General features: G+C 60.4%; 11 protein-coding genes. 9 read left to right on the plus strand and 2 right to left on the minus strand.

The genetic code is table 11. The features are described 5' to 3' along the window. A partial coding sequence (locus JAO29_RS19040) for a heavy metal translocating P-type ATPase (protein ID WP_334269853.1) occupies positions 1–1,754 on the minus strand: 1,754 nt, incomplete at its 3' end. A gap of 112 nt (positions 1,755–1,866) precedes the next feature. Between JAO29_RS19040 and JAO29_RS19045 the strand changes: the two genes are divergently transcribed. The 6 genes from JAO29_RS19045 (at position 1,867) to mtnA (ending at position 9,223) form a co-directional block, all read left to right on the plus strand. Beyond that, a complete protein-coding gene (locus JAO29_RS19045; RefSeq protein ID WP_334269854.1) occupies positions 1,867–3,180 on the plus strand; it encodes an RNA polymerase sigma factor in 1,314 nt (437 codons plus the stop codon). An 81-nt stretch (positions 3,181–3,261) separates the two neighbouring features. Beyond that, positions 3,262–4,605, plus strand: coding sequence for a sugar porter family MFS transporter (locus JAO29_RS19050; RefSeq protein ID WP_334269855.1), 1,344 nt, complete (start codon positions 3,262–3,264; stop codon positions 4,603–4,605). A 70-nt stretch (positions 4,606–4,675) separates the two neighbouring features. Continuing rightward, positions 4,676–6,301 (plus strand): ATP-binding protein, encoded by a 1,626-nt coding sequence (locus JAO29_RS19055; RefSeq protein ID WP_334269856.1) that lies wholly within the window; start codon positions 4,676–4,678, stop codon positions 6,299–6,301. A 352-nt stretch (positions 6,302–6,653) separates the two neighbouring features. Continuing rightward, complete coding sequence (gene pyrE / locus JAO29_RS19060) at positions 6,654–7,250, plus strand: orotate phosphoribosyltransferase (protein ID WP_334269857.1); 597 nt, start codon at positions 6,654–6,656, stop codon at positions 7,248–7,250. 104 nt (positions 7,251–7,354) lie between these two features. Next, positions 7,355–8,128, plus strand: coding sequence for an MBL fold metallo-hydrolase (locus tag JAO29_RS19065; RefSeq protein WP_334269858.1), 774 nt, complete (start codon positions 7,355–7,357; stop codon positions 8,126–8,128). Positions 8,129–8,149: 21 nt separating this feature from the next. Further along, complete coding sequence (gene mtnA / locus JAO29_RS19070) at positions 8,150–9,223, plus strand: S-methyl-5-thioribose-1-phosphate isomerase (protein ID WP_334269859.1); 1,074 nt, start codon at positions 8,150–8,152, stop codon at positions 9,221–9,223. A gap of 64 nt (positions 9,224–9,287) precedes the next feature. Here mtnA and JAO29_RS19075 read toward each other — a convergent pair whose 3' ends face one another. After that, positions 9,288–10,643, minus strand: a complete 1,356-nt coding sequence (locus tag JAO29_RS19075; protein ID WP_334269860.1) for a hypothetical protein — start codon at positions 10,641–10,643, stop codon at positions 9,288–9,290. A gap of 76 nt (positions 10,644–10,719) precedes the next feature. On the opposite strand from JAO29_RS19075, the gene JAO29_RS19080 reads away from it, so the two are divergent. The 3 genes from JAO29_RS19080 to JAO29_RS19090 all read left to right on the plus strand — a co-directional run bounded on the left by JAO29_RS19080 (position 10,720) and on the right by JAO29_RS19090 (position 13,811). Next, positions 10,720–11,067: a permease gene (locus JAO29_RS19080; RefSeq protein ID WP_334269861.1), complete on the plus strand. Its 348-nt coding sequence runs from the start codon at positions 10,720–10,722 to the stop codon at positions 11,065–11,067. A gap of 68 nt (positions 11,068–11,135) precedes the next feature. Then, on the plus strand, positions 11,136–11,540 hold the full coding sequence (gene mscL, locus JAO29_RS19085; RefSeq protein WP_334269862.1) for a large conductance mechanosensitive channel protein MscL: 405 nt from the start codon (positions 11,136–11,138) through the stop codon (positions 11,538–11,540). A gap of 111 nt (positions 11,541–11,651) precedes the next feature. Further along, positions 11,652–13,811 (plus strand): M28 family metallopeptidase, encoded by a 2,160-nt coding sequence (locus tag JAO29_RS19090; RefSeq protein ID WP_334269863.1) that lies wholly within the window; start codon positions 11,652–11,654, stop codon positions 13,809–13,811. Positions 13,812–14,242 lie beyond the last annotated feature (431 nt).

A 14,242-nucleotide genomic window follows, 5' to 3' on the forward strand; every position in this document is an offset into this window, starting at 1 on the left:
GCAACCCCGCATTCTTCTGCTCCTGCGACGATGGCTGCGGCCAAAGGATGCTCGCTTGCTCGCTCCAGGCTCGCCACCATCTGCAGCAGGTCGTTTTCGTTTACGCCGTCGGCGACGACAATCTGGGTCAAACGAGGCTTCCCTTCGGTCAGAGTTCCCGTCTTGTCCATCACCAGGGTGTCAACCTTCTCCAGCGTCTCCAGCGCCTCGGCATTTCGTACCAGCACGCCCTCATGGGCTCCCCGTCCGGTAGCCACCATAATCGACATAGGAGTCGCCAGTCCCAGCGCGCACGGACACGCGATCAGCAGCACTGAAACTGCGATCAGGAGTGCATGCGCCAGCTTCGGTTCCGGCCCCCACACCGCCCAGGCAATCGCAGCGGCGGCGGCAGCAAACAGCACCACCGGCACAAAGTAGGACGCTACCTGGTCAGCCAGACGCTGAATCGGCGCTCTTGACCGCTGTGCCTCACTCACCATCTTCACAATCTGGGCCAGCAGCGTATCGGCGCCCACCCGGTCGGCTTCCATAACCAGGGAACCGGTGCCGTTGATCGTGCCTCCCACAACCCGCTCACCCTCTGTCTTCTCCACCGGGACCGGCTCACCTGTCACCATGGACTCATCCACCGCGCTCCGTCCATCCCGAACCACGCCATCGACAGGAACCTTCTCGCCCGGCCGAACTCTCAGCCTGTCCCCCACCACGATCTCACTCAGCGGCACATCCTTCTCCGTGCCGTCTCGCCCAATCCTCCGCGCCGTCTTGGGAGCCAGCCCCAGAAGAGCACGAATAGCCTCACCCGTCCTGTCTCGTGCCTTCAGTTCCAGCACCTGCCCCAGAAGCACCAGGACCGTAATCACCGCAGCGGCCTCGAAGTAGAGCCCCAGCGTTCCGCCGTGTTCACGGAACGAGGCCGGGAAGATACCCGGCGCAACAACAGCCACCACGCTGTACACATAGGCTGCTCCCGTGCCCATCGCAATCAGAGTGAACATATTCAGACTCCGATGCACCACCGAAGCCCACCCGCGCTCGAAGAACGGCCAGCCGCACCACAGCACCACCGGAGTTGCCAACGCCATCTGTGCCCATCCCATCCACGGACTTGCAAGTAGATCTCGGAACGGATGCCCCGGCCACATCTCCATCACCATCACGGCCAGCAGCGGAAGTGTCAGCGCAACTCCCACCCAGAAGCGCCGCAGCATCGTCTTCAACTCGGGATTCTCCTGATCCGCCATGACCTCGCGCGGCTCCAACGCCATCCCGCAGATCGGGCAGCTTCCCGGCCCATCCTTCACTACCTCTGGATGCATCGGGCACGTGTACTCCACCCGCGACAAAGCTGGCTCAAGCGGCTCCAGCGCCATCCCGCACTTGGGACACGTCGCCATCTTGTCTGAGATCACTTCAGGGTGCATCGGGCACGTATACTTCCCCCCGGCTCCCGCCATCGGAGCCTTCGCAACCGGTGCGACTGTCGCTCCCCCGCAGCACCCTCCGCCGGTCTCCGGCGCCGCCTCAGACTCGACCGCCGCGGACCCTTCGCATCCGCAACCCCCACTCCTGGCCGCGCCTTCTACGCCCACAGGCTGAGACCCGTCATACTTTTCCGGGTCCGCCTCAAACTTCTTTTTGCAACCCTCGCTGCAGAAGTACCAACTCCGGCCATCATGCTCAGCAGTCCACTTTGCCGTGCCCACCTTTACTTGCATCCCGCAGACCGGATCTTTCGCTGTCTCGTTCATCTTGCCGATTCTCCTTCACCCATGCAGACGGACCACCCTGTATTCCATTACACACGACCGTTTTTCCCTTCAACCTTGTCACTCCCGATCGAAGATGTTGTCATCATTTGAGATGCCTTCAGAACCTCAGCTCGGCCCTCCCCTCCACCGCGCCATCGACGCGGTCTGGCGGATCGAGTCGCCCAGGCTTATCGCCGCGTTGACACGCATCGTACGTGACGTAGGTCTTGCCGAAGATCTCGCGCAGGACGCTCTCGTCGCTGCGCTCGAGCGCTGGCCGCGGACCGGCATCCCGGATAATCCCGCCGCATGGCTGATGGCCGCGGCTAAAAACCGCGCCATCGATCTGCTTCGCCGCAACAGGCTGTTGGACCGCAAGCACCAGCAGATAGGCTATGAGCTCGAATCAACCCGGCAACTCACCCCCGACGATATCAATGCAGCTATCGATGAGACCATCGGTGACGATCTCCTGCGGCTTATCTTCATCTCATGTCATCCCATTCTGTCGCCAGAGGCTCGCGTTGCTCTCACCCTCCGTCTGCTCGGAGGGCTCACTACCGACGAGATCGCACGGGCTTTTCTTCTGGCTGAACCCACCGTCGCCCAGCGCATCGTTCGCGCAAAACGCTCTCTCAGCGAAGCCAAAGTTCCCTTCGAAGTTCCCCAGGGCGAGGAATTCACCGCTCGGCTCGCCTCCGTCCTGCAGGTCATCTATCTCATCTTCAACGAAGGCTACTCCGCCACCGCAGGCGACGACTGGACCCGTCCTACGTTGTGCGAAGATGCCCTCCGCCTCGGACGAATCCTTGCGGAGCTTGTGACCGACGAACCCGAAGTTCACGGTCTGGCCGCACTCATGGAGATCCAGGCCTCGCGTCTCAATGCCCGCATCGGTCCCAACGGTGAGCCAATCCTGCTGCTCGATCAAGACCGTGGACGCTGGGACCAGATTCTCATCCGCCGTGGCCTCGCAGGTCTGGAGCGAGCCGAGCAGCTCACGCGGCAGCCGAGCCCATACGTCCTTCAGGCGGCCATCGCCGCCTGCCACGCACGCGCCGCCGCTCCGGAAGCTACCGACTGGTCCCGAATCGCCACTCTCTACGGTCAACTCGCACAGGTCACACCGTCGCCCATCGTCGAGCTCAACCGCGCTGTCGCTGTCTCTATGGCCCAGGGTCCGGCAGCCGGTCTCCAGCTCGTGGACATGCTCCGAGAGGAAGCAAGCTTGAAGAACTACCATCTGCTTCCCAGCGTCCGCGGCGATCTCCTCTATAAGCTTGACCGTCTCGAGGAGGCTCGTGCTGAGTTCGAACGTGCCGCTTCCCTCACCCGCAACGCCCGCGAGCAGACGTTTTTGCTCAATCGCGTCCGCGATTGCACCACTCCCACGACTCGGAATTCGATCTCCCGGAAGATCGTTTAGGGAGCTTTTGCCGCACTCCTCGCGAGTTGGTTCGAAATCATCGACAAGCCCCGCTCAACCATTTACCCTCCCATTGACCGCATGAGCTCATCCAGGAATCGATCCATCTATCTCCTCGCCAAGAGCGCTCTCACCGGAGCACTCGGCGGCCTGCTCTTTGGCTTCGATACCGCAGTCATCGCCGGGGCCACTCACTCGCTGCAGCTTCACTACGCGCTCAGCGAGGGTGAAAAGGGCTTCACCGTCGCGATCGCTCTCTATGGAACGGTCCTTGGAGCCATCTTCGCCGGACCACTCGGCCAGAAGATCGGCAGCCGCGCCGCTCTTCGCATCATGGCCGTTCTCTACGTGGTCTCAGCGCTCGGTTGCGCCTTCGCCGGCCCCTGGTGGAGCTTCCTTGCGTTCCGCTTTCTCGGTGGCCTCGGCATCGGAGGCTCCTCTGTTCTTGGTCCCGTCTATATCGCCGAGCTCGCTCCCGCAAAGTGGCGAGGTCGCCTCGTGGGCCTCTTCCAGATCAACATCGTCGTCGGAATCCTTCTCGCCTATCTCTCCAACGCAACCGTCGCTCACTTTGCCCTTGGAGCCATCGAGTGGCGCGTTCAGCTTGGAATCGGCATCTTCCCTGCCTTTCTCTTCCTGGCCCTTCTCTACACGGTTCCTCAGTCCTCCCGCTGGCTCGTCAGCGAGAACCGCATCGACGAGGCCTACCGCATCCTCGCGGAACTTGGCTCGCCCGACTCCCAGGCCGAGATCGATGCCATCTCTGCCTCGCTTCGCTCCGAGGGAGGAGGAACGCAGCACACCCTCTTCCAGCGTCGCTACGGCAAGTTGATCTTTCTCGCCGTCTCTATAGGGCTCTTCAATCAGCTCTCCGGCATCAATGCCATCCTCTATTACCTGAACGACATCTTTGCTTCGGCTGGCTTCAGCTCCGTCTCGAGCGCCACCCAGGCGGTCTTCGTAGGAGTAGCCAACCTGGTCATGACGCTTGTTGGAATCGCCATCATCGACCGGATAGGACGCAAGCCCCTGCTGCTCATTGGAGCCGTCGGAACCTGCCTTGCCCTCTCCGGAGTCGCATGGGTCTTCCACACCGGCCAACACCTCAATCTTCTGCTGCCGCTGCTTATCGGCTTCATCGCCTTCTTCGCCCTCTCGCAGGGATCCGTCATCTGGGTCTACCTCTCGGAAGTCTTTCCCACCAACGTCCGCTCCAAGGGCCAGAGTCTCGGCTCTTCGTCGCACTGGATTGCAAACGGCCTCATCGCCAATACCTTTCCCTACGTAGCCGCGCACTCCCGGGCGATGCCCTTTGCATTTTTCGCAGCGATGATGGTCGTTCAGTTCTTCACCGTTCTGCTTCTCTATCCGGAGACCAAGGGCCAGACCCTCGAGGGCATGCAGGCGCACTTAGGACTGCACTAAAACCGTTACTGGATTGGAAACACTGAGGTAAACTGACGGAGCTGCGCAGCCACACGCCTTCGCCAAAGTCATGCCCTTATCCCCCCTCACACCAAAACCGCTGCCCCTGGTGCGCAACGCCGGAGCTGCCGCCATCTTTGGCACAGGTGAGATGGCAAACCGCATCCGGGCCTTTGACTGGAGCGCTACTCCCGTCGGCCCGATTGAGGAATGGGAAGACACTCTTCTCACCAACGTCAACGTCATCCTGGCGTCCCGCGACGCCATGTTCCTCTTCTGGGGCGACGAACTCGTCCAGTTCTACAATGACGCGTACCGCGCCACCTTCGATGACACTCAGCACCCCCACGCCCTCGGAGCGCGGGGCCGGCAATATTGGGACACCATCTGGCATATCATCGGTCCGCAGCTCGACTCCGTCATGCTCCATGGCGAAGGAATCCTCCTGGAAGACGAGTTCTTTCCGGGCCGACGCAGCAAATCTCACGAGGACACCTACTGGACCTACAGCTACACTCCCGTACGCAATCCGGACGGAATCATTCGCGGAACCTTCGTCGTCTGCACCGATACCACCGACACCGTCCACGCCCGCAATCTGCTTCATCAGGAGAAGAAGCGTCTCGCCGATCTCTTCGAGCAGGCCCCCGCATTCTTCGCCGTCCTCCGTGGCCCTCAGCACACCTTCGAGATGACGAACCGGAGCTATCAGGAGCTCATCGGCAATCGAAACGTCCTTGGCAAATCACTCCAAGAGGCGCTGCCCGAAACCTTCGCCCAGGGCTTCGGCGAGCTGCTCGATAAGGTTTACCAGACCGGGGTCCCGCACGTAGGTCGCGCCACTCCCGTCGAGCTCTACCGCAGCTCCGCCTCCTCCACGGAGCTCCGCTACCTGGATTTCATCTACCAGCCGATGCGCGAGATCGACGGGACCGTCTCTTCAATCCTCGTCTTCGGAGTGGACGTGACCGAGGGGCGCCGCGCCGAGCAGATGCTGCTTCAGTCAGAGAAGCTCGCCGCTGTCGGACAGATGGCGTCCACCATCGCGCATGAGATCAACAACCCCCTTGAGGCGGTCACAAATCTGCTCTATCTCTGCCGGCACAGCACACAGACAGCCGAGATCCACGCGTATCTGGGGATGGCGGAGGAGGAGCTTCGACGCGTCGCCGCCATCACCTCCCAGACCCTGCGCTTCCATCGACAGCTCTCAAAGCCCGCTCTTGTTGAAGAGGAAGCCATCTTCAAGAGCACGCTTCGGGTGTACCAGAGCAGAATTTATAACGGAGGCATTCGTGTCATCGGCGGGCCTTGGGCCAGCCGCCCCATCGTCTGCTATGAGGGCGAGATCCGTCAGGTCGTCAGTAACTTAGTCGGCAACGCCGTAGACGCCATGCCTACCGGCGGAACACTCTTCATCCGCAGCCATCAGGTTACCGACTGGCGCAACGGCACTCAGGGACTTCGCCTTACCATCGCCGACACTGGAAGCGGCATCTCTCCTCAGGCCATAATCCGCATCTTCGACCCATTCTTTACAACCAAGGGCAATCGCGGGACCGGTCTCGGGCTCTGGGTCACCAAGGAGATCGTGGAGCGCCACAAGGGCCGCATCCGCATTCGAACCAGCCAGCATCCTCAGAGACACGGGACACTCTTCACCATCTTCCTCCCTTTCGAGGGACTCACCGGCTGACGATTTTCACAGAAGCGGGGTGCTGGGTGCCTCATACATTAAGCCGCCCTACGGCGGCATGTGGATTTCGCAGGATGACCCGGTACCCTCAGTTCCAGCCCAGTCCCAAAGCATGTCAACCCGGCAACCACCCCAACCCGTTGACAATCAGCAACATCCATCTGCCGATTCCGCCACTCCCAACCGCTATACTGTTAACAGTGTTCTGAGCCCCAGATCCACTCGTAAATACCATGTTTTCAATACTTTGCCATTAAACCATTTGAATGCAATATTTTACAAATGTGGTCCTCAAGCAAGTCATTTGTAATCAAGATTTTGAGCCATTTAGCATACCGGGGGAGTACACGCCATGTCCGACAACCGTACTGACCTTCTCAATCTGATCGCAACCCTCTCCTTTCGCCTCGGCGACTTCACTCTCGCCAGCGGCCAGAAGTCCGACTACTACATCGACTGCCGCACCACTACCCTCCATGCCGAGGGAGGCCGTCTCTCCGGGCTTCTGATGTACGACCTCATCAGTCAGTACTTCCCCCAAGCCGATGCCGTCGGCGGCTTGACCATGGGAGCGGATCCACTGGTCTCGAACACCGCATCCGCATCCGCGTGGCATCATCTGCACCACAAACGCGATGCTCTGGTCCACGGTTTCCTTGTCCGCAAGGCCGAGAAGACCCACGGCACCGGTCGGCGCCTCGAGGGCTTCCACAAGCTCGGCGCACACGTCGTCATCGTCGACGATGTCTGCACCACCGGAGGCTCCACCATCACTGCTATCGAGGCCACCCGCGAAGCCGGAATGAACGTCCTCGGCGTCCTCTGCCTGGTTGACCGCGAGCAGGGCGGCCGCGCTAACATCGAAGCCGCTGCGCCACACGCGCCGTTCTATTCGGTCTTCACCGCGAGCGACGTCCGCGCCGCACACATCGCTCTAAATCCCGCGTGAGATTGCAGTACCCGGCGATGACGATAAAAACTGGGCAAAGCTTATCGGTGTGATTTTAGTTGCAGCAGGTAAAGTCGGTACGAGAGAAGTCTGGAGTGATAACCATGAGCAGCCAGCCTGAAATCGTCTACGTCGGAGGCCCAACCGCGCTGATCACCTTTCACGGGCTGCGCTTCCTCACCGACCCGACCTTCGATCCAGCCGGCGAAGACTACCCTGCCGGTCCCACCACCCTGCACAAGATCAGCGATCCCCAGGTCAGCGTCGACGATCTCGGCCCCATCGACTACGTTCTCCTCAGTCACGATCAGCACTCCGACAATCTGGACCACGCCGGACGCAAAATGCTCTCGTGCGCAAAGTCGGTCTTCACCACAGCCGAAGGAGCGAAACGCCTCGGCGGCAACGCCATTGGCTTCGTCCCTTGGCAGACCATCGAGATCACAACCCCCGAAGACTACCCGCTGCTGATCACTGCTACCCCCGCGCGTCATGGCCCGGTCGGCTGCGAGGGTAGAAGCGGCCCCGTCGTCGGCTTCGCCCTCCGGCGCAAGGACGACCCAACCGACGGCGCTCTCTACTTCTCCGGCGACACCGTCTGGTACGAAGGCATCGCCGAGGTCGCCCGCTGGATCCCCGTCTCCACCGCCGTGCTCAATATGGGAGCAGCGCGTGTTCAGGCCGCAGGCCCCGCGCCCCTGACCATGACCGCCGAGGACGGAATCGAGGTCGCGAAGGCCATGCCTGAAGCCACTATCGTTCCGCTGCACTTTCAAGGCTGGACGCACTTCACTGAATCCAGGCAGGTCATCCAGGAGGCCTTCTGGTCCGCCGGGCTCGACAACCGCCTTCGGTGGGTAGACCCCATCCGCCCGTAACTCCGATAAACTATAAGGGACATGATTCCCACCCTCGAATGGCTCCCTGAAGGCGTTAACTTCCTCGACCAAACCAAGCTTCCCCTCGAAGAGACCTACGTCCTCGCCACCGACTACAAGCAGGTCGCCACCGTCATCCGTGACATGATCGTCCGCGGCGCTCCTGCAATCGGCGTCTCCGCCGCCATGGGCGTAGCCCTCGGCATCGACCGCAGCACAGCAACTGATATTCCCAGCCTCAACGCTGAGGTGGAAGTCATCTCCCGGACCCTGGCCGAGACCCGCCCGACCGCAGTCAATCTCTTCTGGGGCATCGAAGAGATTCGCAGCCTCTACAACCGGCTCGTCGACGGCAACACTCCCATTCCCGAGATCAAGGCCGCCGTCGTCGCTCGCGCCCGGCAGATGTACGACGAAGACATCGCCGCCTGCAAGTCCATGGGAGCGCACGGAGCCTCCCTTATGCCCCAGCAGGGCACCGTCCTCACTCACTGCAACGCCGGAGCTCTCGCCACCTGCGGCTATGGTTCTGCACTCGGAGTCATCCGCGCAGCCATCGAGCGCGGTCACAAGATCGATGTCTATGCCGATGAGACTCGTCCCTTCCTTCAGGGCGCGCGCCTCACTGCCTGGGAGCTGCTCAAGGACAACATCCCTACCACCATCCTCTGCGACAACATGGCAGGCGCGCTCATGCGCCAAGGCCGGATCCAGGCTGTCATCGTCGGCGCCGACCGCATCGCCGCCAACGGCGACACAGCCAACAAGATCGGCACCTATTCAGTAGCCGTTCTCGCTAAAGAGCACGGCATCCCGTTCTACGTCGCCGCTCCACTTTCAACCATCGACGTGAACACACCGGACGGAGACGCTATTCCGATCGAGCAGCGCGCCGCAACCGAGGTCACGCACTCGAATGGAAAGCAGATGACCCCGAACGGAGCGGCGATTCAGAACCCCGCCTTCGATGCAACTCCTGCGAAATACATCACCGCTATCATCACAGAGCACGGCGTTCTCCGGGCTCCTTACGATCAATCGATCCGGAAAATGGTTGAGAAGGTCGCTGCCGGACCCGAGCTCGCAACGGTATAGTTCCAGTCCGGTCTAGTCCGGCTCCCAGTTTGGTCTAGTCCGGTTCCCAGAGAGCCGGACCGTTTTATGCCCGCGAAATATAAAACGCCCACTCCACCTGGATCACCGCCAGCACCGCCAGCGCAATCCATCCCCGTCTCCTGTTCCCGAGGCCTGACGAGCGCACCATCTGCCAGGCCATCACCCCCAGCAGCGCGAGGGGTGCCACAACCGGGAAATGGTAGGTGGGATGTGACATCGTCACCCAGTACGGCAGGCCGTACAGCACCACCGTAGATGTGAGCAGCCAGGTCTCCCACTGCGTCCAGAAACTTCCCTGGGCTGTTGCAATCCAGAAGAAAGCAAATCCGGCGATCACCAGATAGCAGGCCGCATCCATCGCCAGAACCACTGGGAACCAGCGGCTTACCGCCGGCCCCGCGCTCCGCACATTCGCGGCAGTAAAGATATCGAATCCCCAGAAGCAGCGCACTCGGTTCAGCGTTCGCAGAACGAACAGGTCCGGTCTGTGCAGCACATAATCGACCGCTCTCTCTCGGAAGGCAGCTCCTCGCTCCGTCTTAGGAAGCTCTACGATCTGCCGGACGATCGTGCCGTATTCCGGAAACTGCTCTATCTCTTCCGACCCCAGCTTGGCGTGCGAACCGAAGTACCAGGTCCGGTAGAGCGGCGTCCAGGGATTGTTTCCGTAATAGAGATTGGCTCCGTTCGAGTTGTTGATCGTCCACTGCCCCGATAACTGATGAACCCTGGCGACCCAAGCAAGAATCATCAGCGATCCCAGCGTCAGGGCAATGAGTGGCTCTCGAACCTGCCTGCGCCCGACATACAGCAGAGCCGGAAGCACGGCCAGCAGCGGGAGAGCGCTGGGGCGAACCAGCGAGAGACCTCCCGTTGCTGCGCCCAGCAGCAGCGCTTCACCCCACCCGGGTCTCTTCCAGCACCTCACGGCTGCGCTTACCGCAACCAGCAGCAGGGCGGCAGACGGCATCTGCGTCATCGGCTCAAGGGAGAAATGGATCAACGCCGGAGTGATGCTGAACAGCCCCAGCAGAATCAGCGTGATGCTGTCCTTGACGCAAAGATCCTTCGCCACTCGAACGAGCGCCACGCAGAAGACCACCCACCACACCAGCATCGAGGCTCGAAGTGCAATATCTCCCAATCCTGCCGCAAGAAACGGCGCAAGGTAAAGAGAAAGGCCAGGTGGCCAGTAGGGCACGAAGGGCCTGCCATCCAGCAGGCGGAGCGCCATCTCGCGGTAATCTCTTGAGTCGGACACCAGCGGTGTCGCCGCAAGCATCCGCAGCACCAACAGCCGAACCAGCAGGCTGCATCCTATGACAGATGCGAAGGCTCGCCACGACCGCAGCCTGGTCTCCGTCGCCTCCCTCGGCTCCATAACACCCGTTCTTTCCAAGTACTCCTCACATGGTCTCTGGAATCGAGTCTGGGGATTCTGAACCATCATATCGTGGGCGCAAACGGCGGTCCGTATGGATGCCCGGCTCAAAACGATCTACTCTGGAGAGAGCAAGGTGATCTATCGGTTTTTCAATCCGCGCTGCCGTTCTATCCTTCGCGGCACCCTCCTCGTCCTCCTTAGCCTCGGCGCCTCGGTCCTGCTCTCAGACTTTCCCAACAACCGCGCAACGCTTCTCCTCATCCTGCCGACGATTACTGCCATAGCCGGAACCATCGACCATCTGCGTTGCGTGAGAACTCGATGGAGCCTATACCACGGCGGCGTCCTCCTTCTCATCTATATGGACATGATGGCGCTGGGGATGATCCTCTTCTTTCTCCTCTACCCTTACGCCCTCTGGATGACTCGATCTGCATAATGTTGCGCTTACGCCTGTCGTATACTCCATGACTCAGTCACTTCACTCCAACGAATTGGGAGATATTCATGCTCAAAGGGTTTCGTGATTTCATTCTCCGCGGGAATGTGATGGACCTCGCTGTCGCCGTCATCATCGGTGCGGCATTCACAGCCATCGTCACCGCGCTGACGGCCAACATCATCAATCCCCTGCTCGGTGCCATTGTTGGCAAACCCAACTTCGATTACATGGTTGGCCACATCAATGGTGGAGTCATCGAATACGGCAAGTTCCTGACGGCCGTGGTCAACTTCCTGCTCATCGCTGCAGTCGTCTACTTCTTCCTCGTTCTTCCCTCGCAGTATCTGCTCAAAAAATTCAAGCCGCAGGAAGCTGCTCCTCCGCCCACCAAGGCCTGCCCGGAGTGCCTCTCCGACATCCCTGTTGCAGCACATCGTTGCAAGTTCTGCGGTCAGCCCGTCGCAGCCTGACGCCAACCTGCAACTCTCAGCGGCAGGGCATTCGTGAGAGAGTCCAGGCTGCGGCTGACTCCCTCACGAATGCTGTACTCTAACCTCTAAAAGCTGCTTTAGAGGTTATTCTTGCGCGTTATCCGGCCCCTCGCCCTTTCGCTGTTGATCGGTGCTCTCTCTGCTTCTGCTCAAACGCAGCAGGTCTTCGGCTACCGCGACTTCTCCCAGCAGGCAAAGTGGGATGCGAAGTTCCTCTCTGTCCCGGACGCCAAGCTCGCCGGAGAACACCTCAAGACCCTGACTGCCTCTCCCCATTGGGCCAGTTCTCCGCAGGACTACGCCACCGCCCTCTACGTCGCTGATAAGTTCAAAGCAGCGGGTCTGGACACCCAGATCACTCCCTACAAAGTTCTGCTCAATAAGCCGGTCTCGATCTCCATCGAAGCCTTCAACTCCAAAGGGGAGAAGTTGATGTCAGGGCCATCCCCTGAGCACGTAGACCCGCAGAAATATGGCGGCGATCCTTACCAGGATCAGCCAGACATCCTCCCGGCCTTCAATGGATCTTCCCCCTCCGGCGATGTCACTGCCGATGTCGTCTACGCCAACTATGGAAGTCTGGAAGACTTCAAGAAGCTGGCCAGCATGGGCATCAGCGTCAAGGACAAGATCGTGCTCGTCCGCTACGGCGCCAACTTTCGCGGAGTAAAGGTCTACCTCGCTCAACAGAACGGCGCTAAAGGCGTCCTGATCTACTCCGACCCGTCGGACGACGGCTATTACCGGGGCGACGTCTACCCCAAGGGTCCCTTCCGTCCCGAATCCGGCGTTCAGCGTGGCTCCGTGCAGTTCCTTCCCATCTATCCAGGCGACCCCCAGACCCCGGGCATCGCCTCTACGCCCGACCTCCCCGACTCCCAGCGAATTCCCCTCAATGGCCTCAAAGGGAACGAGCCCTCAATCCCTTCCAACCCACTCTCCTACAAGGATGCGGCCCCCATCCTGAAGTGCCTCGACGGACCGGTCTCCCCCCGTTCCTGGCAGGGAGCACTCCCCTTCACCTATCACCTCGGCGGAACCGGACACGTAAAGGTCCACATGCACCTGGAGCAGGACATCGCTCTCCGCACCATCTGGGACGTCATCGGGACCGTGGAAGGCACCGATCCCTCCAAGAAGGATCAGTGGGTCGTGGCTGGGAACCATCGCGACGCCTGGGTCTTCGGCGCAGTCGATCCCAACTCCGGGACCGCCGCCATGCTTGAAGCCGTTCACGGAATTGGCGAGTTGCTCAAGCAGGGCTGGCGCCCGCGCCGCCGCATCGTCATCGCCTCCTGGGACGCCGAAGAAGAGGGCCTCATCGGGTCCACCGAATGGGTCGAACAGCATGCGAACCACCTGGTCAAAGCTGTCGCCTACTTCAACACGGACGTAGGTGTCTCCGGACCGAAGTTCAACGCGGCAGCCGTCCCTTCCCTCAAGCAGTTCGTCCGCGAAGTCACCAAAGAGGTTCCTTCTCCCAGGGGAGGCACGGTCTACCAGCAGTGGCGTGACGAGCAGGAGACGGATGCGACCAACCACATCACCGCCACTCTCGGCGCTAACCACATCGGAGGGCTCGACCAGCAGGATGTCCGCGTAGGCGACCTCGGCTCCGGTTCCGACTACACCCCGTTCCTCCAGCACCTCGGCGTTCCCTCAACCGACATCGGCTCAGAAGGACCGTACGGGGTCTATCACTCCGTATTCGACAATTACAACTGGTTCATCAAATTCGCAGACCCGACCTTTGTCTACGAACAGCAGCAGGCACGGATCTTCGGTCTCGAGATCCTGCATATGGCCGATGCCGATGTGCTCCCCTACGACTACCAGACGTATGGCAGGGACATCGCTGCCTACCTTCAGGGTGCTCAAAAACATGCCGCTGCCAACAAGCTGAACCTGGACTTCAGCACCGCACAGGCTGCTGCTCAGCGGTTCGAGGCTGCCGGGACAGCGGTCCGCAATCTGCAGGCCCATCCTCCCGCAGAGACAACCTCGCTCAACAAGGCGCTGCGTGCGGCTGAGAGCGCTCTCCTGTCTCCTGAGGGACTTCCTCACCGTCCCTGGTACAAACACACCATCTACGCGCCGGGCGAATACACCGGCTACGCGGCTGTCGTGATTCCCGGCGTAAATGAAGCCGTCGCAGAATCCGACGCCCCCCGCGCCACTGCCCAACTCCTGCAACTCAGCCAAGCGCTGAACCGGGCTGCCGCACTGCTCGAATCCGCCTCGAAACAATGACGCACATAAAAAGTGCGGGTCCCGAGAGACCCGCACCTTTTCTTCGATTTCCGGAGAACCGTATCGAATACCGGTTCCCACCTTATACGACTTAACCTCGTTGAGGATCTGAGGGTTCTGCCCTCGTCTCCCTTCCTCGATTCATGTCATTCTGGTTGGGTTGAACTGCTTCGTGCCATCCACTGGTACTTCCGGTTTCCCGGTCGTTCCGATCAGGACTGTTCCTGATCTTTTGGTTGGCCATAGGCTACTCTCTCCTTCTGGAAGACTTCTCTTCCGTTACCACATAAGATCGTGTCTCTGCCTTTGACGTTGTCCCCGGCGTTCATCATTGTGCAACGAATCTGTGCATCCTGTGGATAATCTCTGCGCGGCCCGACCCTGTTCCCGGCCTCCTCTTTGCGAACCCGAACCACAGAATCGTGGTCCCT

Origin of the sequence: Edaphobacter sp. HDX4, assembly GCF_036877565.1 — a bacterium.
Taxonomy (GTDB): domain Bacteria; phylum Acidobacteriota; class Terriglobia; order Terriglobales; family Acidobacteriaceae; genus Edaphobacter.

Excerpts from the sequence above, each read along its gene's own strand:
- JAO29_RS19050 (WP_334269855.1), top strand. The coding sequence starts at position 3,262 with ATGAGCTCATCCAGGAATCGATCCATCTATCTCCTCGCCAAGAGCGCT.
- JAO29_RS19080 (WP_334269861.1), top strand. The coding sequence starts at position 10,720 with ATGGATGCCCGGCTCAAAACGATCTACTCTGGAGAGAGCAAGGTGATC.
- mtnA (WP_334269859.1), top strand. The coding sequence starts at position 8,150 with ATGATTCCCACCCTCGAATGGCTCCCTGAAGGCGTTAACTTCCTCGAC.
- JAO29_RS19055 (WP_334269856.1), top strand. The coding sequence starts at position 4,676 with ATGCCCTTATCCCCCCTCACACCAAAACCGCTGCCCCTGGTGCGCAAC.
- pyrE (WP_334269857.1), top strand. The coding sequence starts at position 6,654 with ATGTCCGACAACCGTACTGACCTTCTCAATCTGATCGCAACCCTCTCC.
- JAO29_RS19045 (WP_334269854.1), top strand. The coding sequence starts at position 1,867 with ATGCCTTCAGAACCTCAGCTCGGCCCTCCCCTCCACCGCGCCATCGAC.
- JAO29_RS19065 (WP_334269858.1), top strand. The coding sequence starts at position 7,355 with ATGAGCAGCCAGCCTGAAATCGTCTACGTCGGAGGCCCAACCGCGCTG.
- mscL (WP_334269862.1), top strand. The coding sequence starts at position 11,136 with ATGCTCAAAGGGTTTCGTGATTTCATTCTCCGCGGGAATGTGATGGAC.